We start from the raw sequence: 21,061 nt of genomic DNA, 5'->3' as shown, positions 1-21,061 counted from the left end.
CATGCCGCCAATTATGACATTTTCATGACCTTTTGCAGTCCCGGACCTTGTTCCCTGTCAATGCTGCTGGAAGCCGCGAATCAGTGCCCGCCGCCCGCCCCCGTGCGTGCCGCGCGCCGCCTCGCGATATCGGTCAGCAACGGAACATGAAAAGGGAATGTCGCCATGCAGCGAAGCAAGTCGGTCACGAAACACGCATCCTCCTCCGCCATGGCGGGCAGCCAGACGGGCCGCCCGGTGCGCTTGAAACCGCTGGCGCTGGCCATCGCCATGCTGCTGCAGGCGGGCGGCGCGCAGGCGCAGCAGCCGTTCAGCGGCGCCTGGTTCGCCGGCAAGGGCGCCAACCAGGGCGCGGCCACCGCCACGGGACGCTTGCCGAATGGCCAGCCGGCCACCTCGCTGAACAATCCCCTGCTGCAGCAGCAAAAGGCCGAAGGCAAGCTGCAGCAATCGCTGAATAACCTGTTGCTGGCCGCGCGCGGCATCGCCGCCGAGCAGGCGGTGCAGGCGGCCGCGCGCCAGGCGGCGCTGGCGGCGGGCGGCGCGCCCGATGGCCTGGTCAAGGGCGGCTTGCAGGTCGACACGAACAGCTTGACGGCCGGCTGGCTCAATGCCCAGGGCCCCGTGCAGACCCAGGCCGACGGCAAGACCGTCGTGAAGGTCGTGCAGACGGATGACAAGGCGATACTGAACTGGGAAAGTTTTAACGTCGGCAAGAACACCAGCTTGCAATTCGACCAGAAATCAAACTGGTCCGTATTGAACCGCGTCAATGATCCGCTGGCGCGCCCCAGCCAGATCCAGGGCCAGATCAAGGCCGACGGCACGGTGATGATCGTCAACCGCAACGGCATCGTGTTTACGGGCAGCAGCCAGGTCGATACGCGCAACCTGGCAGCGGCCGCCATGGGCATGAGCGACAGCCAGTTCAAGAGCGGCCTGTACGGCAAGGCGCAGGGCACGGGCGCCGTGCCGACCTTCGCGAATGACTTGCTGCTGGGCCAGAATACCTCCACGTATGGCAAGGCCGAGGCGGACGTCGTCGTCGCCGCCGGCGCGCGCATCGACACGCGCAAGCCGCAGACGGTGACGGAAGGCGGTGGCTACGTGCTGCTGGCCGGCCGCAGCGTCGACAACGCGGGTGCCATCACCACGCCGAATGGCCAGACCACCCTGGCCGCCGGCGACGCCATCGTCGTGCGCCCGGGCCAGGGCACGGACAAGAACCAGTATTCGAGCACGCGCGGCAATGAAGTCGAGATGCTGCGCGCGGCGGACAGCAAGGCGGGCAGCGTTGTCAACAACGGGCTGATCCAGGCGGCCGGCGGCGACATCACGCTGAGCGGCAACACCCTGCGCCAGGACGGCGTGCTGCTGTCGAGCACCAGCGTCAACGGACGCGGCAGCATTCACCTGGCGGCGGCGGGCGAGAATGCCGGCGTCACCCTGGCGCGCGGCAGCGTCAGCGCCATTGTCATCGACGACAACGGCGCCACGGCGCTCGACGTGCAGCGCGATACCTTGCTGAAGGACACGGGCAAGGGCACGGACACGCCGCAGGACCGGCGCGACCAGTCGCTGGTGCGCGTCGTCTCCGCTGGCAATGTCGAGTTCGAAGGCGACTCGCTGACCCTGGCCACGGGCGGCCAGGTGCTGGTCGACGCGGCCCGCCGCAGCCACGTGGCGCGTGACGCCGCCATCGACGTCTCGGGCGCCGTCGGCGTGAAGGTCGACATGAGCAGCAACAATGTGCTGATCAATGTGCAAGGCAACGAACAGCGCGACGCACCGGGCAGCCGCGACGCGAAATACCTGAACAACAGCGACGTGTGGGTCGACCGCCGCGACCTGGTGCTGGTGCCGGCCGGCACGAATGGCTACGCCACGGACCGCTGGTACACGGCCGGCGGCTTGCTGGAAGTGAGCGGCTACCTGAACACCAGCGGCCACGGCATCGGCGAGTGGGCGGCCCAGGGCGGCACCGTCGGCTTTGGCGGCGGCGAAGTGGTGACGCAGGCCGGTTCGCGCATCAACATCGCCGGCGGTTCGCTCGACGTGCAGACGGGCATGGTCAAGCAGACGTGGCTGAAGGGCGCCGATGGCGCCATGTACAAGCTGAGCACGGCCCCTGGCGACAATCTGTACACGGGCCTGTACCGCGGCTACGAAAGCACGCATGCGCGCTGGGGCGCGAACACGACGGAAACCCATGCAAATGCCCTGATCGGCCCGCGCGAGCGCCTGGAAAACGGCTATACGGTGGGCCGCGACGCGGGCCGCCTGATCGTGTCCACGGGCGCGGCCGTGCTCGAGGGCGATATCGATACGTCCGTGTTCCAGGGCGAGCGCCAGCAGCGCAAGCGCGATGACGGCATGGACAGCTACAAGCAGGCGCAGACGGCGGCGGCGCGCGCCGGCCAATTAATCGTCGGCAAATTGACGCCCGTCTTCGATCCGAAGGCGGGCCAGCTGCGCGACAGCCCGCAAGCCGTGCTGGAAAAGGTGCAAATCGGCAAGGTGGCGGGCATCGCCGATGGCCAGCTGCTGGGCGAGGCCTTGCCGGCCGCGCGCAGCAAGACCTTGCAGCTCGATGCGGACTGGCTGAACGGGCTGGAGCTGGGCGCGCTGAATCTCTACGCCTACGACAAGCTCGACGTCAATGCCGACGTGCGCGTGGCCGATGGCGGCGACATCGCCCTGCACGCCACCGACGTGGCCCTGAAGGCGAACGTGAGCGCGCGCGGCGGCAGCATCGCCGCCGGCGACATCGTTTCGCGCTACCTGGCGGGTGCGGGCGACGTATGGGCTGAAGGCAAGCTGGTGCCGGACAACCGTCCCACGGGAACGGCCGGCGTGCGCGTGGCGCCCGGCGTGCGCCTCGATGCGCGCGGCCTGTGGAGCAACCTGGAACTGGACCCGGGCGCCGTCGCCGGTTTGCCGTATATCAATGGCGGCAAGGTCGTACTGAAAAGCTCGGGCGGCATCGACCTGACGGGCGGCAGCGTCATCGACGTCTCGTCCGGCGCCGCCCTGATGAGCAATGGCAGCCTGCAGGGCGGGCGCGGCGGCGACATCACCCTGGCGGTCGACCTGCCGACGGAAAAAGCGCCGACGGGTGCCATGCTCAAGCTCGACGGCGAATTGCGCGGCCATGGCGTGAAGGGCGGCGGGCGCCTGGTGATCGATAGCGGCGCAGCCGTCAGCATCGGCGGTAAGCTGCTCGAAGGCGACGTGCTGGCGGCGGGGACCGGCGCTGCGCCAGGCCTGCGCCTGGCCGATGAATTCCTGATCGCCCAGGGCGAGAAGATCCCCTTCGATTTTGCGCTCAGCACCAGCCTGATCAAGCCGGGCCAGGTCTTGAGCAAACCCGTGACGGTGGATGTGTCGGTGCAGAAACCGCTGGTGCTGGGTGCCGACCTGCTGTTGCCGCCAGGCGCGCACGTCGTCATCGACAACAAGACGTATGTCTGGGCTGGCTCCACCGTTCCAGCTGGCAGCGTGCTGACGGTCATCAATGGCTTGAATCCCGGTTTCGTGGTGTCGGCGGAGGTCTTTCCGAACGGCTTGCCGATCCAGCCGGTGACGACGCAGTATGCGGCGGGCAGCATCGCCGCCGACGACTTGCGCGCGCCGCGCGGCCTGCTGCTGCCGGCCGGCACGGTGCTGGGGCGCGACGCGACCGTCAAGCCGCTGCTGGCGCTGGACGCCAGCCTGTTCCAGAGCGGTTTTGCCGACTATGCCGTCACGGGCCGCGATGGCGTGGTGGTCGTCAAGAATGCGCAGATCGATGTCACCATGCCCGTGCTGCGTTTCAATCCCGCCACGGGCCGTACGGTGGCGGGCGGCACCGATCCTGGCGCCGCGCTGGAAGTGTGGACGCCGCAGCTGTACCAGGAAGATGCGCGCAAGGCCAGTCTGACGCAGCGCGCTGGCGCGAATTTGTCGCTGACGGCCGGCAGCTCCTACGTGAAGGGCGCCCTGGCGGTGCAGGAGGGCGCCGCCATCCAGGTCGATCCGGGCCGCCAGATCAGCCTGACGGGCAATGACCAGATCACCATCGACGGCAAGCTCGCAGCCTGGGGCGGCAAGATCGCCGTCCTGCCAGGCACGTTTGGCACGGGCAATGAGGTGGACGTACCGAACGGCAAGGGACAAGCCACCTCGATCTGGATCGGCGACAAGGCCGTGCTCGACGTGGCCGGCCGCGCCACGGTCGCCACCGACATGCGCGGCGGGCGCTATGGTCGTGCCGACCAGGGCGGCAGCATCGAAATCGGCGCCCGCTACAAGGCTGACGCCGCCAGCATCGACGCGGCCGATGCCTTTGTCGTCGTGCGTCCGGGCGCGCTGCTCGACGCCAGCGGCGCGCACGCCACGCTGGACTTGCCGCAGCAGGGCACCGTCGACGTGGCCGGCAACGGCGGTTTGATCTCGCTCAGTTCGTATAACGGCATCTTCGCCGACGGCACCCTGCGCGCGGCGGCCGGCGGCGCCGGGGCGGCCGGCGGCACCTTGGCGCTGGCGCTGGACACGCCCAATTATGGCAAGGTCAACCGCTACAACTTGCAAGGCGACAACGTGGACAACGCGGTGCGCGTGCCGCGCGAAATGCAGCTGGCGCAGGTGCAGGGCGAGAGCGCCTTGCCCGACGACTTGCGCGCCGGCCAGCAGGATGCGGCGCTGCGCTACGGCAGCGCGCGCCTGGGCGCCGACCGCGTGCAGGCCGGCGGTTTCGACAACCTGGCCCTGCACGTGAACGGCATGCTCAGCTTTGACGGCGACGTCAGCCTGTCGCTGGGCCAGAGCCTGCGCCTGAGCGCCAGTTCGCTGGGCCTGGCGCAGCAGCCTTTGCCCGATGGCGAGGAAAAGGCGGGCAGCCTCGCCAGCCAGGTGCACCTGGCGGCGCCGTACGTGCGCCTGGGCACGGCCGTGCGTACGCAGAAGGACGATTACATCGTGCCCAATGCCGTGAAGGGCTCGAAGAACCTGGGCAAGGGACGCGGCATGCTGGGCGTGCCGCTGGTGGCCGAGGATTCCCTGCTGCGCATCGATGCGGGCATGCTCGATATCGCGGGCGAGGTCAACATGGGTACGCGCGGCACCATCGCGCAGAGCAGCGGCGCCGACCTGGTGGTCGAGCGCGACGCCTTCGAGCAGCTGACCCTCAACAGCCGCGGCGACATGCGCCTGTCGAACAGCGCCGCCCTGTATCAGCCCGGCAATGCCAGCCTGGTGGCCGCGCAGATCTACCCGGCCACGGGCGACAGCGGCATGGTCACGGTGGGGCAGCAGAGCGGCATCGACGAGTATGGCAATATCCGCGTCACGCTCGATCCCCTGCGCACGCTCAATATCGGGCGCAGCGGCGACGGCGCCATGCCGAACCAGCCGTTCTCCGTGTTCGGCACCCTGAGCCTGGTTGCGCCCACCATCAACCAGCATGGCGTGCTGCGCGCGCCGCTGGGCCAGATCAACCTGGGTGCCGAAGGCTACGAAGCCAATACGGGCCGCGTCAACCTGTTGCCTGGCAGCCTGACGTCCGTCAGCGCGAAAGGCTTGACGATGCCCTACGGCGGCACCCTCGATGGCCTCAGCTACCTGTATGACGGCAACGATGTCGTGTTCAAGGGCGTGGGCAATGGCCCCGAGATCGCCTTGACGGGCGCCGCCGTCGACGTGCAACAAGGCGCCGTGCTCGACCTGTCGGGCGGCGGCACCTTGACGGGCGCGGCCTTCCTGGCCGGACGCGGCGGCTCGACCGATGCGCGCCTCAATCCGCTGGTGCAGATGAAGCCGAACGGCGGTTTCACCCTGCCCGGCCTGAACACCAACCCCGTGTACGCCATCCTTCCCGGCGTGCAGCCGGACGTGGCGCCTTTGACGGCCGAGCAAGGCGCGGGCAAGCCCGCCGTGGGACGTCAGATCACCATAGCCGCGGGCGTGCCCGGCCTGGCGGCCGGCACCTACACCCTGCTGCCATCGAATTTCGCCCTGCTGCCTGGTGCCTTCCGCGTGGAACTGAATGGCCTGGCCGGCGCCGTCGAGGCGGGCGGCACGGTGGCCATGCGCAATGGCTCGTATGCGACGGCGGCGCAGACGGGCGTGGCCGGCACGGCAATCCGCGACGTGGTGGCGCGCCAGGCCATCCTCACGCCGGCCGACGTGCTGCGCACCTATTCCCAATACAACGAGACGGGCTATGCCGCCTTCGCCGTGGCGCAGGCCACGCGCGACGGCGTGCCGCGCGCCACGCTGGAGCGCGATGCCAAGGGCGTGCGCGTGCAGCTGATCGCCCCGTCCGTGCACAGCGTCAAGGACAACCATACGCCGTTGATGATGGATGGCAGCGCCCTGTATGCGCCGGCCGAAGGCGGCTTCGGCGGCTCCATGCTGCTGGGCACGGGCAACCATGCGTCGACCCGCTATGAAGTGCTGGCCGACGGCACGGCGCCGCTGGCCGATTTCAATGGCGTCTCCGTGCATGCGTCGCAGATCAATGCCTTCGGCGCCCAGCGCGTGGGCATCGGCGGCTTGCCGCGCGTGAACTACAGCGATTTTGGCACGGGCAGCAACCAGCGCGCCAATATTGCCGCCATCAAGGAATCGGCGGGCGGCATCGTGCTGCGCGACGGCGCCGTGCTGAAGGCGGCCGAAGTGTTTCTGGTGACGGCGAGAAAAGACGACGGCATCATTCTGGAGCAGGGTTCCGGCATCAATACGCTGGGCCGCGGCAAGGCCGCCTGGGATTCCCGCGACGGCTATGTGTACGAACCGATGGGCAGCGTGCTGGCCGTCTCGAACGGCTGGCTGGACATGCTGCCGGCTGCGCCGCCGTCGTCCGAATCGTATGGCCCCGGCATCATCGATATCGGCGCGTGTGCGAAGGCGGACGGCGCCTGCGGCGGCAGCACCGCGCTGTATTCCGAGGGCACCATCGCCGCCGTGACGGAGCGCGCATTTACCCTGCGCGACAACGTGCGCTACGGCACGCGCAACCTGGTGCTGGCGATGGGGTCGATCAATGTCGGCAGCGAGGCGTCCCTGGCCGACGCCAGCGCCCGCGGCGTCCTGCCCGACGGCCTGGCGCTGAACCAGGGCGTGCTCGACCGCCTGCTGCGCGGCGACACCAGCACGGGCGCACCGGCGCTGGAAAACCTGGGTTTGACGGCGCGCAATTCCTTCAACTTCTATGATTCGTCGCAGCTGTCGACCATCGATGCGGCCACGGGCAAGTCGTCGCTGTCGCGCCTGGTGCTCAACACGCCCGCCATCTACGGCTATGGCGGCCCGGACGCGCTGGCGCGCATCCACACGGACACCCTCGTGTGGCAGGGCGCGACGAACGCGCCCGGCGCGGTGGTCGCCGCTGGCCCCGGCACGGGCAGCGGCCGCCTGCAGGTCGACGCCAAGCGCATCGAGTTCGGCTTCACGCCGGACAGCCGTCCCGACACCATCCACAAGCTGGACCGCCTGGTGCTGGGCTTTGGCCAGGTGGCGCTGAATGCCAGCGAACAGCTGACGGCCAACAACAAGGGCAGCCTGTCCGTCTACCAGTCGCAAAGCGCGTGGGATACGGCCACGAATGGCTACCGCTACAGCGGCGGCGATTTGCTGATCAACACGCCGCTGTTGACGGGCGCGGCCGGTTCCGTCAACCGCCTCACGGCGGGCGGCGACCTCAAGGTGAGCGCGCCGGCCGGTGCCGCCGCCACCACGCCGACGAATGCGGCGCTGGCCGGCGCCCTGGGCGCCGAAGTGGCGCTCAGCGGCAACAGCGTCAGCGTGGATACGGCGGTGGTCTTGCCGAGCGGAAAATTGACCCTGTCGGCCGAGCGCGACGTATTGCTGGGCGACAAGGCCAAGCTGGACCTGGCGGGCCGCAAGATCGATTTCTATGACACCAGCAAGTACAGCTGGGGCGGCGACGTGATCCTCGACAGCCGCGAGGGCGACGTGCGCCAGGCGGCCGCTTCCGTGATCGACGTGTCGGCCGTGCACAACCGCGCCGGCAAGCTCAGCGCGACTGCCACCGGCGCCGGCGCCGGCAGCGTCGATTTGCGCGGCAGCCTGCTGGGCGGCGCCAGCGGCAGCTATGACGCGGGCGGCACTCAGGTAGCCTACGCGGCGGGCGGCGTGGACATCCGCGCTCAGCATGTCGGCGATTTCGCCGGCCTGAACCAGCGCCTGAACACGGGCAAGGTATTCGGCAGCCGCGGCTTCCAGCTCAAGCAGGGCAATCTGGCCATCGGTGACGAGCTCAAGGCGCGCGAAGTGAGCGTCTCCGTCGACGGCGGCAGCCTGACGGTGAACGGCCGCATCGACGCCAGCGGCGAACAGGTGGGCAGCATCCGCCTGGCCGGCCGCGACGGCGTCACCATCCAATCGGGCGCCGTGCTCGATGCGCATGGCACGCTGCTGCGCACGGACAGCTATGGCCAGGTGATCGAGGCGCCGAACCGCGCCGTGATCGAACTGGCATCGCCGGGCGGCCGCCTGACCCTGGAAAACGGCGCGCGTTTCGACCTGCGCAGCGGAGACAAGGGCGGCAACTACGGCAGCATCGACCTGAACGCGCGCCGCCTCGGCGGCGCCACGGGCGACGACGTCGATATCGACGCGGCCGGCGCGCTGAACATCGCCGGCGCGCGCACGATCAACGTCAATGCCTTCTGGCAATACAAGGATGCGCCGGCGGGCACGGGCAAGGATGCGGACGGCCGCAGCTACCAGGGCATCAACCAGGCTTACCTGGACGAAAAACACGCGGACAGCCAGGCCTTCATGGCCAATGCGCTGGCCAACGGCAATTTGATGAACACTAAATTGCGCGGCTTGCGCGGCGACGCCAACGCCTTCCACCTGCGTCCCGGCGTCGAGATCGTCAGCGCCACGCCGGGCGGCGACCTGCATATCGATGGCGACATCGACCTGTCCGGCCACCGCTACGACGGCGTCAATCCGCTGGCGCGCCTGAGCGGCGTGTACGGCTCGGGCGAGGCCGGTGCGCTGGTGCTGCGCGCCGGCGGCAAGCTCAGCGTCTTTGGCAGCATCACGGATGGTTTCGATACCAGCGTCCTGCCCGTCACGATCGATGACAAGGGCTGGCAGCTGGTGAAAGGCCGGCTGCCGTGGGGCGGCGAGGTCGTCGTGCCGCAGGCGGGCCTGGTGACCCTGGCCGAAAACACCTATTTCAGATCGGGCACGAGCGTCAATTTCGCCGTGCCGATGAAAGCCATGGAGTTGCGCAGCGGTACCTTGCTGGCGGCGCGCGCCACCTTGACGGCGGAGTTGAACTTGCCTGCAGGCAGCGTGCTGGGCGGCGCCGTGCGCAATGCCGACGGCAGCGTGCTGTACGCGGCCGGCACCGTCTTGCCGAAGGCGCTGACCTTATCGAGCGGCATGCAGCTCGATGCCGGCCTGCGCCTGCCTGGCGCGGCCCAGGTGGCGGCCATGGTGTGGCCGGCGAACGTGGCCCTGCCTTTCCCGGAAGGCCGGCCGTGGGACGTGGCCGATGGCACGAATGCCGTCAATGGCGTGGTGCTGGCCTCGGCGCTGGCGCTGGACAAGGGCAGCGTGCTGCCCGCCGGCACCGTGGTCAGGCTGCCGGGCGACGTCACCATGGTGTCGCTGCGCAGCGCGGATGGCAGCGGAAGCCAGGGCCGCAACCTGGCGCTGGCGCCCATGCTGGCCCAGGGTTCGCAAGCGTGGTCGCTGCGCCTGGTGGGCGGCGCCGATACGGCGGCGGCCGATACGCGCGCGCTGAAACCGCATGCGCAGGACGCGCATCTGATGCTGGCCGATGCGCATTACGGCATGGCCACTGTCCGCGAGTTGGTTCCAGGCACTGGCTTGCCCGCAAAGTATGAATGGGGCGAAGATGCCGGCCTGTTTGGCGAGATACCGGGCACGCCGATCGACCTGGCTTTCTTTCCCGACGAAGAAGCGCTGCTTGGCTTCAATGAATATGGCGCAATCGTCGTCAAGATTCAGGATGGCACGGAGCCTGAATACGTGCACGTGACTGCGCCGGCGCGCCAGCCCCTGTTCAGCGTGCTGCGCACGGGCACGGGCGACCTCGATTTGCTCGCTGCGGGCGACTTCGACATGCGTTCGCTGTATGGCGTCTACACGGCGGGCACGCAGTCGGCCTCGCCGCTGGTCGATGGCAAGGATCTGTTCAACCTGCCGCGCGGCCTGAACGCCAAGGGCCAGCTGCTCGGTGCGCTGGGCACGGACTTTACGCCGTTCGTCGATGGCGGTAGCCGGAGCCTGTACCGCGCCTGGTATCCCGAGCATGGCGGTAACCTGCTGCTGCGCGCCCAGGGCGACGTCAAGGGCGACACGCTGGGCAGCTCCACCCAGCGCCGCGAGGATGCCATCGGCTGGCTGCGCGCGCAGCAGGACAGCAGCGACATCGGCACCTGGCTGTGGCGCCAGGGCAGCGGCAGCACGGGCGCTGGGGTGCCCACGGCATGGTGGATCAATTTCGGCACCTATGTCGCGCGTCCCGAAGGCGTCGACCTGTTCTCGGGCTTGCCGGGGCTGTCGGGCTTTACGGGCATCGGCACCCTGGGCGGCGGCAATCTGCTGCTGCAGGCGGGCGGCGACGCCGGCATGCTGGCCTCGCGCGCCGATGCGGGCGGCGAGTTCGCGCCGCGCAGCCAGGGCCTGAACGTGGCCGTGGGCAGCACGGGCAGGGTGACGCCGGACGGCAAGCTGCTGCTGACGGGCGGCGGCGATCTCGATATCCGCATCGGCGGCGGGCTGAACCCAGTGGCCGAGGTGCGCAGTTTCGACAGCAATAGCGACCGGCCGAATCCGAATACGCGTTTCGAACGCCAGATCCCTGGCCTGAACAGCACGCTCACCAACCTGCGCGGTGCGCTGCGCCTGGAGGCGGGCGCCGTGGGCGGCATCGAATTGCGCTTCGACCGCGCCGATCCGACGGAATCGCGGCCGTACGAAACCTACACGGCGGGCACGGCGATCGCCAGCGGCGGGCCGATCCTGGTGCCGGGCGACAGCGGCGTGCGCATCGATGCGCGCGGCGACGTGGTGCTGGGCGGCGTGGCCGATGCGGGCCGCGTGAAGCAACTGGGCTATGGTTCGCCGTTCAGCTACAAGGGCGTGGAGCGCACCGGCGAAGGCTGGAGCTGGTTCTCGCTGTGGACGCCGGCCACGGCCATCGACCTGTTCAGCGCGGGCGGCAACCTGACGCCCACCTCGTCCTGGATCAATGCGACGCCCGGCGACAACCACGCGCCGACGGACGGGCGCTTCGTCATGCCGTCCGTGCTGCGCGCCGTGGCCGCCAGCGGCAGCTTGTACTACGGCAATGCCAGCCTGGGCAGGCTGGGTGATGGCGGCAAGGTGGACATGCCGCAAAACGGCGTGATCCTGGCGCCGTCGCCGGTGGCGCCGCAATTTGTCAGGACGGGCACGGGCCAGCTGGAAATGCTGGCCGCCGACTCCATCCATGCGGCCGGTTATCCGATCACGCCATCGGGCGCCGACCCGCGCATGCTGCCGAATCCGTTCAATCCGGGCTTCGTCGGCGCACTGGACAAGGTCTGGTTCGGCCTGCTGCCGCTGCATAACGTCAGCGCCGATGCGCTGGCGCCCGGGGCATTGAAATGGTTTGGTACGACGTCGAATGGCGCCAGCGATGCCAATCAGCAAGTGTATCCGCTGTTCAGCATGACGCCGCCGACGGTCTCCGACTATGTGCCGGCAGGCCAGTTGCCTGCGCACTTCTATGCCAACAACGGCGACATCGTCGGCCTGCGCACGGGCGGCATCGTGTACCGGGCGAAGCTGAAGGGCGAAACGGGCCCGCTGGGCCTCTGGTATGAAGGCAGCGGCGCCGTGGCCGTGCGTGCCGGGCGCGACATCGTCAATTCCGGCACGCCGCTAGGAACGGTCGAGTTCGTGCCGGACGGCGCGGCGGGATGGACCGGCCAGCCCTTTGCCAACAGTCCCGAACTGCCGGAAAAGCCGGTCGTCTTCGGCGGCTCGTCGGCGCGCGGCAATCTGTTCGTGCACCGCCATGCCGACGACGTTTCCGTCGTCAGCGCCGGGCGCGACATCCGCTACAGCACCTTCTATGTGGCGGGGCCGGGCCAGCTCAATGTGAGCGCCGGGCGCGACCTGTACATGGCCGACAAGGGCGAGCTGCGCAGCCTCGGCTCCATCGTCCATGTCGGCCAGGACAAGCGCGGCGATGGCGCCGGCATCAGCGTGGCCGCCGGCGTGGGCCGCAACGGTCCCGACTATGCGGCCTTCGCGGCGCGCTACCTGGACCCGGCCAAGCTGGCCGACCCAGGCAAGCCGCTGGCCGACCAGGCCGGCAGCGCCGTGTATGTCTACGGCGGCAAGCTGACCCTGGCCGACTGGCTGCGCGGCCAGTTCGCCTACAGCGGCGACGAGGCGGGCGCTGCCGCCTTCCTCGGCACGAAGCAGGCCGAACTGGAAAAGGCCGGCCAGCAAACGGGCGGCGTGCGGCGCGACCTGGCGCGCGAATATGCGCAGGTCAGCCAGCTGCACCTGGTGAACTGGCTGACGACGCGCTTTGGCGGCGACAGCGGCCTGGGCATCCGCTACGACCCGGCCACCGATGCGCGCAGCTTCTTTGCCGCCTTGCCGAAGGAACAGCAGCAGGTGTACCTGAGCAACGTCTATTTTGCCGAGCTGAAGGCGGCCGGACGCGAGTACAACGATGCGGACGGCGTGCGCCGCGGCAGCTACCTGCGCGGCCGTGAAGCCATCGCCACCCTCTTCCCGACGCAGGACAAGGCGGGCAAGAAGATCGAGTACCAGGGCGACTTGACGATGTTCAGCAGCGCGCTGTACACCGTCAATGATTACGAGGGCGTGTACACCAAGCGGCCGTTGGCGGGCGTGCGCTACCTGAGCCCGCAGGAGTGGAACGAGGCGGGGCGCCCGTCGGTCAACGTGCCGCACGTGATCGTCAACGATGCCGGCATCCACACGGATTTCGGCGGCGACATCGGCATCGCGGTGCCGGGCGGCCGCGCGCTGATCGGCGTCGACGGCGGCTATGCGCCGGGCGAAGGCTCGGGCGTGCTGACGCAGGGACAGGGCGACATCCAGATGTATGCGAAAGACAGCATCCTGCTGGGGCAGAGCCGCATCTTTACTACCTTCGGCGGCAACATCCTGGCCTGGTCGGCCACGGGCGACATCAACGCGGGCCGCGGCACCAAGTCCACCGTCGTCTACACGCCGCAGCGCCGCGCCTACGACAGCATCGGCCTCGTCAGCCTGTCGCCGAGCACGCCGACGACGGGCGCCGGCATCGCCACGCTGAATCCGATCCCGGAGGTGCCGCCCGGCGACATCGACCTGATCGCCCCGCTGGGCACCATCGACGCGGGCGAGGCGGGCATCCGCGTCTCGGGCAACGTCAACCTGGCCGCCTTGCAGGTGGTGAATGCGGAAAACATCCAGGTGCAGGGCAAGGCGACGGGTATCCCGACCATCGCTTCGGTGAACGTGGGAGCACTCAGCAATGCCAGCGCGGCCGCCTCGCAAGCCGTGACGGCGGCGCAGGACGTGCTGCAGCGCGAACGGGCCGCCACGCGCCAGGCGCAGCCATCGCTGTTCACGGTGAAAGTATTGGGCTTCGGCAACGAGCAGGCGGACGAGGGCGGCGCCGGCAAGCACCAGGGCGGCGAGCCGCAGGCGTCCAGCTACCAGCCGGCCGGCGTGGTGCAGGTGCTGGGCGCGGGGCCCTTGACGGCACCGCAGCTGCAGGCGCTCACGCCGAACGAGCGGCGCGGACTGCAACCGTGAGTTTTATGAACATTTGATGACATTCGGCAGTCGCCGCGCGCGGCGGCTGTCTAGGCATCAGTAGATCAGTATTGGCAACAAAAAAACGCCGGCCCAGCGCCGCAACACAGGGCAACCGTTTGATTTTAAGGTGAATGGAAGATGCGTGAGATGACAAAACAGGGCAAGGGGGCAGCACCCGCGGCACCCGCGACCGCCTTGACGATGCTGTGCCTGGCCATGCTGGCGCTGCCCGGCATGGCCCGCGCCCAGGACGCCGTCGCGGCAGCCGCCCCCGTGGCCGCGCCCGAACGGCAAGTGACGATCGAGGAATACCTGGTGCGCGGCAATACCGTGCTCGACGCCCGCGCCATCGAAGCGGCGGTCACGCCCTTCCTGGGGCCGGGCCGCACCCTGAAGGACGTGGAAGGGGCGCGCGACGCCCTCGTTGCGGCATACCAAGCCCGGGGCTACCAGTCCGTCTATGTGGACTTGCCGGAGCAGCAGGTGGAGCAGGGCGTGGTGGTGCTGCAGGTGAGCGAAACCAAGGTGGGCCGCTTGCGCGTGGTCGGCGCGCAGTACAACTCGCCGCTCGACGTGCGCCAGCAAGTGCCGGCATTGACGGAAGGCAAGGTGCCCGACTTTACGCAGGCGCAAGTGGAGCTGACGGCCCTGAACCGCGGTCCCAAGCGCCAGGTGATGCCGCTGGTCAAGCAGGGCAGCCTGCCCGGCACCATGGACGTGGACCTGAAAGTGGACGACAGCAGCCCGTGGCGCGCCAGCGTGGGCTTGAACAACGATTACAGCGCCGATACGAAGAAATTGCGTACCAGCATGTCGGTCGGCCACGACAATCTGTGGCAGATGGGGCATAGCGCCACCATCAGCTTTTTCGGCACGCCGGGCGACCTGAACCAGACCAAGGTGTGGTCCGCCTCGTACGTGGCGCCGATCGGCACGCAGGGCTGGAGCGTGGAAGCGACGGGCTACCAGTCGAACAGCAACGTGGCCAGCACGGGCGGCACCAGCGTGCTGGGCAAGGGCCATGCGCTGGGCATGAAGCTCAATTACACGGTGCCCAACAGCGGTATCTGGTGGCACAGTTTTTCCGCCGGCATCGATTTCAAGGACAACCAGGAAGCGCTCAAGCTCAATGGCGCCGGCAGCAATATTCCGCTCAAGTACGTGCCCCTGAGCGTGTCGTATAACGGCTTCGCGCAGACGGACGCGGCGACCTACGGCCTGGGCTTGTCGCTGGTGGCCGGCACGCGCGCTTCGTTCGGTTACGGCAGCGACAGCGCCGCCTACGACAACAAGCGCTACAAGGCCTCGCCCAGCTTCCTCGTGCTGAAGGGCGACGCCAACGCCACCCATACCCTGGGCAGCGGCGCGCAGCTGCATGGGCGCATCTCGGGCCAGCTGGCCGATGCGGCGCTGGTGTCGGGCGAACAGATGGCCGCCGGCGGCGCCAATTCCGTGCGCGGCTACCTGTCGGCCGAAGCGACGGGCGACTACGGCGTGTCCGGCACCGTCGAATGGCGCACGCCCCAGCTGACGTATTTCAGCCGTCTGGAAAACTGGCGTTTATTCGCCTTTGCCGATGGCGCGCGCCTGCGTCTGCGCGATCCGATGATCGAGCAGAAAGACCTGTTCGGCCTGGCCTCCGTGGGCGTGGGCAGCAGCTTTCAGTTCCTGCGCTACCTGAATGGCCGCATCGATTTTTCGTATCCGTTGCGCGATGGCCCGCGCACGCACAAACACGTGCGCCGCATCAATTTCAACCTGTCGGCCAGCTACTGACGGGCCAGCTCAACAGCACTGCACTTTTTTAGACTTTTCTTCGGAGAATCACTGTCATGCAACGTTTTCTTTTTCTGCTCACGATCCTGGGCACGCTCGTTCCCGGCCTGGCGCATGCCTGGTGGCAGCCCGACTGGGCTTACCGCAAACCCGTCACCGTCGACGCGGGCCCGAAGGCGGGCGCCGTGGGCGGCGATCCCGGCCGCATCCCCGTGCTGCTGCGCTTGCATTCGGGTAACTTCAACTTCGAAGGCGTCAGCGACAACGGCGCCGACCTGCGCTTCGTGGCGGGCGACGATAAAACCGTGTTGAACCACCAGATCGAGCAATTCAACCCGCTGCTGGGCATCGCCCTGATCTGGGTCGACGTGCCGGCCCTGACGGCCGGTACGCCGCAGCAGCTGTGGATGTACTACGGCAATCCGAAGGCGCCCGCCTCCGGCAATGGCCAGCGTACGTTTGACCCCGACTACAGCCTGGTGTACCACTTCAGCGAGCCTGGCGTGCCTTCGCGCGACAGCACCGCCTACGGCAACCATGCCCAGACGGCCGTGCCGGCGCTAGACGGTTCCGTCATCGGCGCCGGCGCCCGCCTGGGCACGACGCCGTTGATGCTGCCCGCCTCGCCATCGCTGGCGCTGGCCGCCGGCGCGCCGTTCACCTTTTCCGCCTGGGTGCGTCCGGACAGCCTGGGCGCCCAGCAAGTGCTGTATGCGCGCCGCGACGGCGCCAATGAATTGCTGATCGGCGTGGACCAGGGCGTGCCTTTCGTGCAGGTCAACGGTCAGCGCAGCAAGCCTGGCCAGCCTATCCAGGCCGCGCAATGGTCGCACCTGGCCGTCAAGGCCGATAAAGCCAACGTGGCCCTGTACGTGGGCGGCCGTCCGGCCGTCTCGCTGGCCACCGCCCTGCCAGCCTTTACGACGGCCGCTTCGGTGGGCGCCGACGTCAACACCACGGTCGGCCTGGCCAACTTCACGGGCGCCATCGACGAGCTGCGCCTGTCGCGCACGGCCCGTCCCGACGCCCTGCTGCTGGCCGATGCCGTCTCGCAAGGTTCCGAATCGCGCCTGGCCGTGTTTGGCGCCGATGAACAGCAGGCCGGCAAAAGCCATTTCGGCTTCATCATCGCCGCCATGCCGCTCGACGCCTGGATCGTCGTCGGCGTGCTGGGCCTGATGATGGTCTTGTCGTGGATCATCATGATCGGCAAGGGCCGCAGCTATGGCGCCATCTCGCGCGCCAATGCCCAGTTCATGCAATCGTTCCACGAAGCGGCCGGCGCACCGCTCGACCACCTGGCGCGCAACGGCAAGCTGAGCGCTTCCGTGAAGACGGATTCCTCGCTGTGGCGCCTGTATGACGTGGCCATCGACGAGATGCGCCGCCGCCACGACCGCGGCTACGACCTGAACGCCGTCTCGAACGCGACCATCGGCGCCATCCGCGCCGCCATGGATGGCGTGATGGTGCGCGAAAGCGAACGCATGTCGAAACGCATGATTTGGCTGTCGACCACCATCGAAGGCGCGCCGTACGTCGGCCTGTTCGGCACCGTGATCGGCATCATGCTGGTGTTCGTCGTGGCCGCCATGGCGGGCGCGGTGGACATCAACTCGGTGGCGCCGGGCATGGCCGCCGCGCTGCTGTGTACGGCCGCCGGCCTGGGCGTGGCGATTCCCGCGCTGTTCGGCTACAACTGGCTGTCCTCGCGTTCGGACGCCATCGTCGCCGATATGGCCGTCTTCGTCGATGAATTCGCCACGCGTCTGGCGGAAGAGCAGGGCGACGGACGCCAGATGCGTCCCGTGCTGCAGCAGGCGTGAGGGGCGCATAACCATGGCCACCTCCGCCAAGTTTACCCCCCGCAAGCGTAGCGGCGGCATCAACATCACGCCCTTCGTCGACGTGCTGCTGGTGGTGCTGGTGATTTTTATTCTGACCAGCAACGCCAGCATTCCCGGCATCAAGGTCGACCTGCCCAAGGCCAGTTCGGCCATGGCGCTGGAAAAGCCGAAGACCAAGGCCATCACCATCGACAACGCGGGCCAGGTCTTCCTCGACGCCTATCCCGTCACCCTGCCGGAACTGGAAGAGCGGCTGCGCACGGAAAAGGCGCTGACGCCCGACTTCCCCGTGATCGTGCGCGGCGACGCCGCCGTGCAATACGCGAAAGTGGTCGAAGTGCTGGACCTGTTGCGCCGCATCGACCTGAACCAGGTGGGCCTGGTGACCGGCAAGCCGGCATGAGGAGCGCAAGGTGAAGCGTGACGACATGATGAAGACGGCCGCCTCGGAACCGTCGGGCGCGGCGCAGTGGTGGCGCCGCTGGGGCGGCGTGGCCGGCGGCGCGCTGCTGGCCGCTGCGCTGGCCGCGCTGGTCTGGTATTTGCTGTCGGACACGGCGGCCACCAAGCGCGAAGTGGCGGCCCCGCCGATGCTGATGCTGCCACCCCCGCCACCGCCGCCGCCGGAACCGGAAAAACTGCCGGAACCGACGCCCGACAAGGTGGTGCCGGAAGTGTCCGAGCCGGAACCGACGCCGGCCGACAAGCCCATGGATGACGCGCCGGAAAGCCCGTCGCCGGACAAGGGCGACCCCGTCACCATCGACGGCGCGGCGCAGGCCGGCAGCGACGCCTTCGGTATCCAGGCCGGGCGCGGCGGCGGCATGACGGGCGGCGGCGGAGGCGGCGGCCTCGGCGCGGGATCGTACGGCCGCTATGTGGCCAACGCGCTGCAGCTGGCGTTCGCCCGCGACCCGCGCACGCGCCAGCTGGCCTTTGCCGACATCCGCGTCGACCTGTGGCTCGATACGGAAGGCCGGACGTCGAAAGTGCAGTTGGTGCAAGGTACCGGCAATGCGCAGACGGATGAGCAAGTGCTGGCCATGGTGCGCGATTTCCGCGCCGATGAACGGCCGCCGGCGTCCCTGCGTTTTCCGGCCAGGGTATCCATTAAAGGCCGGCGCCCGTAAGCGCATGAATTTAATTCCTCATTTACCGAAAGAAACAATGAATTCCTTATTTTCTTCCCCACAGCGTGCGCGCCGCCTTCCGCTGGCGCTGGCCGCCCTGGCCTTGAGCATGGCGGCAGGCGCCGTGCAAGCGCAGGCACCGGCCGACAGCACCATGGTCAAGCTGATCCGTGGCCTGATCCAGAGCGGCGCCCTGAACAAGGATGCCGGCGAAGCCTTGCTGGCGCAGGCGCAAAGCGAAGCGCTGGCCGCCGCGCAAGCCCGTCCGGCCGCCGCACCGGCCGCCTTGGCGCAGGTGCAGCCGGGCGACGTGCGCGTGCCGTATATTTCGCAAACCGTGCGCGAACAGATCCGCGACGAGATCAAGGGACAAGTGCTGGCCGAGGCCAAGGCGGGCGGCTGGGCGGCGCCGAATGAAACGCCGGCCTGGACCAAGCGCATCCGCCTGGAAGGCGACGTGCGCGCGCGCTACGAATCGCGCTACTACGACATGGCCAACAGCAATATCGAGATCGACTGGCGCTCGCTCAACAGCGGCGGCGGCTACGACGTCAATTCGAACACCAACCTGGCCCTGCCGGCGTTGCTCAACACGCGCGAAGACCGCAAGCACCTGCTGCGCGCCCGTGCCCGCCTGGGCATCCTGGCCGACATTTCCGACAGCACGCAAGCGGGCATCCGCTTGGCCAGCGGCAATGACGACAGCCCGGTATCGACCACGCAAACCCTCGGCGGCGGCCTGGGCAAGAAAAACATCTGGCTGGACCAGGCCTGGCTGTCCTACCAGCCCGCTTCCTGGCTGAAACTGACGGCGGGCCGCTTCGACAATCCATTCGTGTCGGGTGACGAACTGTTTTCCAGCGAACTCAATTTCGACGGCATCGCCGCCAAGGTGCAGCAGCCGGTGGGCGCGGCCAAGGACGTTACCGTGTTCGGCACGCTGGGCCTGATTCCGCTCGAGTATTCGTCCGACAATGCGCCTAGCCGCAGCCAGGCAAAAATGTCCAGCGAAAACAAGTGGCTGCTCGGTGCGCAGGTGGGCGCCTCGTGGAAGATCAATGGAGACCATCAATTGCGCGGTGCGCTGGCCTACTACAACTTCCGCAACATCAGCGGAGAATATTCGCAGCCGTGCGCGCTGTATGCGGGCGCCGATGGCTGCAGCACGGACTGGTCGCGTCCATCGAGCATGCAGAAGGGCAATAGCTTGATGTTGCTGCGCAATATCGCCCTGAATCCGCTGGACCCGGCGAATACGCCGCAGCCGCAATTCGTGGGCCTGGCGTCGAAATTCCGCCTGGCCAACCTGAATGCGCGCTGGGATAGCAAGGTGGCCGGCGGCACGGACTTGCGCATCGAAGGCGATTATGTGCGCAACATGGCCTACGACAAGAACGCAATGTGGGCGCGCGCCAAGGGCGGCATCATGAACAACTTCGGCGGCACGGGCGGCATCTCGCAAGCCGATTTCAAGAGCGGCGGCAATGCCTACATGCTGCAGGCGACCCTGGGCAAGGCCAGCCCGGCGGCGCGCGGCGACTGGAACGTGCTGCTTGGCTACAAGCGCATCGAACCGGACGCCCTGCCTGACGCCTACAACGATTCCACCTTCCACCTGGGCGGCACGAATGCGCGCGGCTATTACCTGGGCGGTGCGTATGCGCTCGACAAGAATACCTGGCTCAATGGCCGCTGGACGTCGAGCCGCGAAGTGTTCGGTTCGGCGCTGTCGATCGACACCCTGCAAATCGAATTGAACGCGCGTTTTTAAGGAGCCATGATGTTGATATTCAACAAAACGCGCCTGCCGGTCTTGCTGCTGATGTTGCTGGCCGGCGGCGCCGCCCAGGCGCAGGGACAGAAGGGGCAGAGCATGGAAGAGCGTTTGCGGGCCGAGTTGCGCAATGTCACGGCGCAATTGCAGCAGACGCGCGGCGAGCTGGAAATGCTCAAAGCCAAGGGCGTGCCTGCCGCCAAGGCGGCGCCCGCCGCTGCGGCGCCTGCCAGCGATGGCTTGAAGAAGGAGCTGGCGCGCAGCCAGTCGCAGCTGGCGCAGGAACGCGCGCAGCGGGAGAAACTGGCAGCCGAGCAGCAGCGCAGCGCCGCCGCTGCGCAGGAGGCCAGCGCCAGTCTGGCGCAGTACCGCCAGGCCGGCGAACAGCTGGCCGCCACGGGCAAGCAGCTGGCAGCGGAGCGTGCGCGCCTCGATGGCGAGGTGGCGGCGCAGCGCGGCGCGCTGGCGCGCTGCGAAAGCAAGAATGCCCAGCTGTATGCGGCCGGGCAGGACATCCTGCAAGCGTATGAAGGCCTCGATGTGCTGGACGTCATGAAAGCGCGCCAGCCGTTCGCCGCGCAAAGCCGGGTAAAACTCGAGCAAATCGCCCAGCAGTACGGCGACGAGCTGTACCAGGGCCGCTTTGATGCGCGTCAAACAAGTGACACGCCGGCCGCTCCCGCGCCGGCACCCCAATAATTTTATTTTTGAAATGAATG

Annotated in this window: 7 protein-coding genes; all 7 read left to right on the top strand. The window is 67.9% G+C overall.

Annotation, left to right across the window (positions count from 1 at the left end):
* The first annotated feature begins 165 nt into the window (after positions 1 to 165).
* Positions 166 to 13,812: a filamentous haemagglutinin family protein gene (locus tag AC0V2Y_RS19815; protein WP_475416717.1), complete on the top strand. Its 13,647-nt coding sequence runs from the start codon at positions 166 to 168 to the stop codon at positions 13,810 to 13,812.
* Between the two features lie 141 nt (positions 13,813 to 13,953).
* Complete coding sequence (locus tag AC0V2Y_RS19810) at positions 13,954 to 15,591, top strand: ShlB/FhaC/HecB family hemolysin secretion/activation protein (protein WP_475416716.1); 1,638 nt, start codon at positions 13,954 to 13,956, stop codon at positions 15,589 to 15,591.
* A gap of 56 nt (positions 15,592 to 15,647) precedes the next feature.
* Complete coding sequence (locus AC0V2Y_RS19805; protein WP_475416715.1) at positions 15,648 to 17,417, top strand: DUF2341 domain-containing protein; 1,770 nt, start codon at positions 15,648 to 15,650, stop codon at positions 17,415 to 17,417.
* Between the two features lie 13 nt (positions 17,418 to 17,430).
* Positions 17,431 to 17,841, top strand: coding sequence for an ExbD/TolR family protein (locus tag AC0V2Y_RS19800; protein ID WP_034753784.1), 411 nt, complete (start codon positions 17,431 to 17,433; stop codon positions 17,839 to 17,841).
* A gap of 10 nt (positions 17,842 to 17,851) precedes the next feature.
* Entirely contained in the window at positions 17,852 to 18,568 is a 717-nt protein-coding gene (locus tag AC0V2Y_RS19795) for an energy transducer TonB family protein (RefSeq protein ID WP_475416714.1), read from the top strand.
* A 37-nt stretch (positions 18,569 to 18,605) separates the two neighbouring features.
* Positions 18,606 to 20,339 carry a putative porin gene (locus AC0V2Y_RS19790; RefSeq protein ID WP_475416713.1) on the top strand — a complete coding sequence of 578 codons (1,734 nt, stop codon included), beginning with the start codon at positions 18,606 to 18,608 and terminating at the stop codon, positions 20,337 to 20,339.
* Between the two features lie 6 nt (positions 20,340 to 20,345).
* Complete coding sequence (locus AC0V2Y_RS19785) at positions 20,346 to 21,041, top strand: hypothetical protein (RefSeq protein ID WP_475416712.1); 696 nt, start codon at positions 20,346 to 20,348, stop codon at positions 21,039 to 21,041.
* Positions 21,042 to 21,061: the final 20 nt, after the last annotated feature.

This window comes from Janthinobacterium sp. BHSEK (genome assembly GCF_056174685.1).
This window is presented reverse-complemented; position numbering and strand designations above follow the sequence as displayed.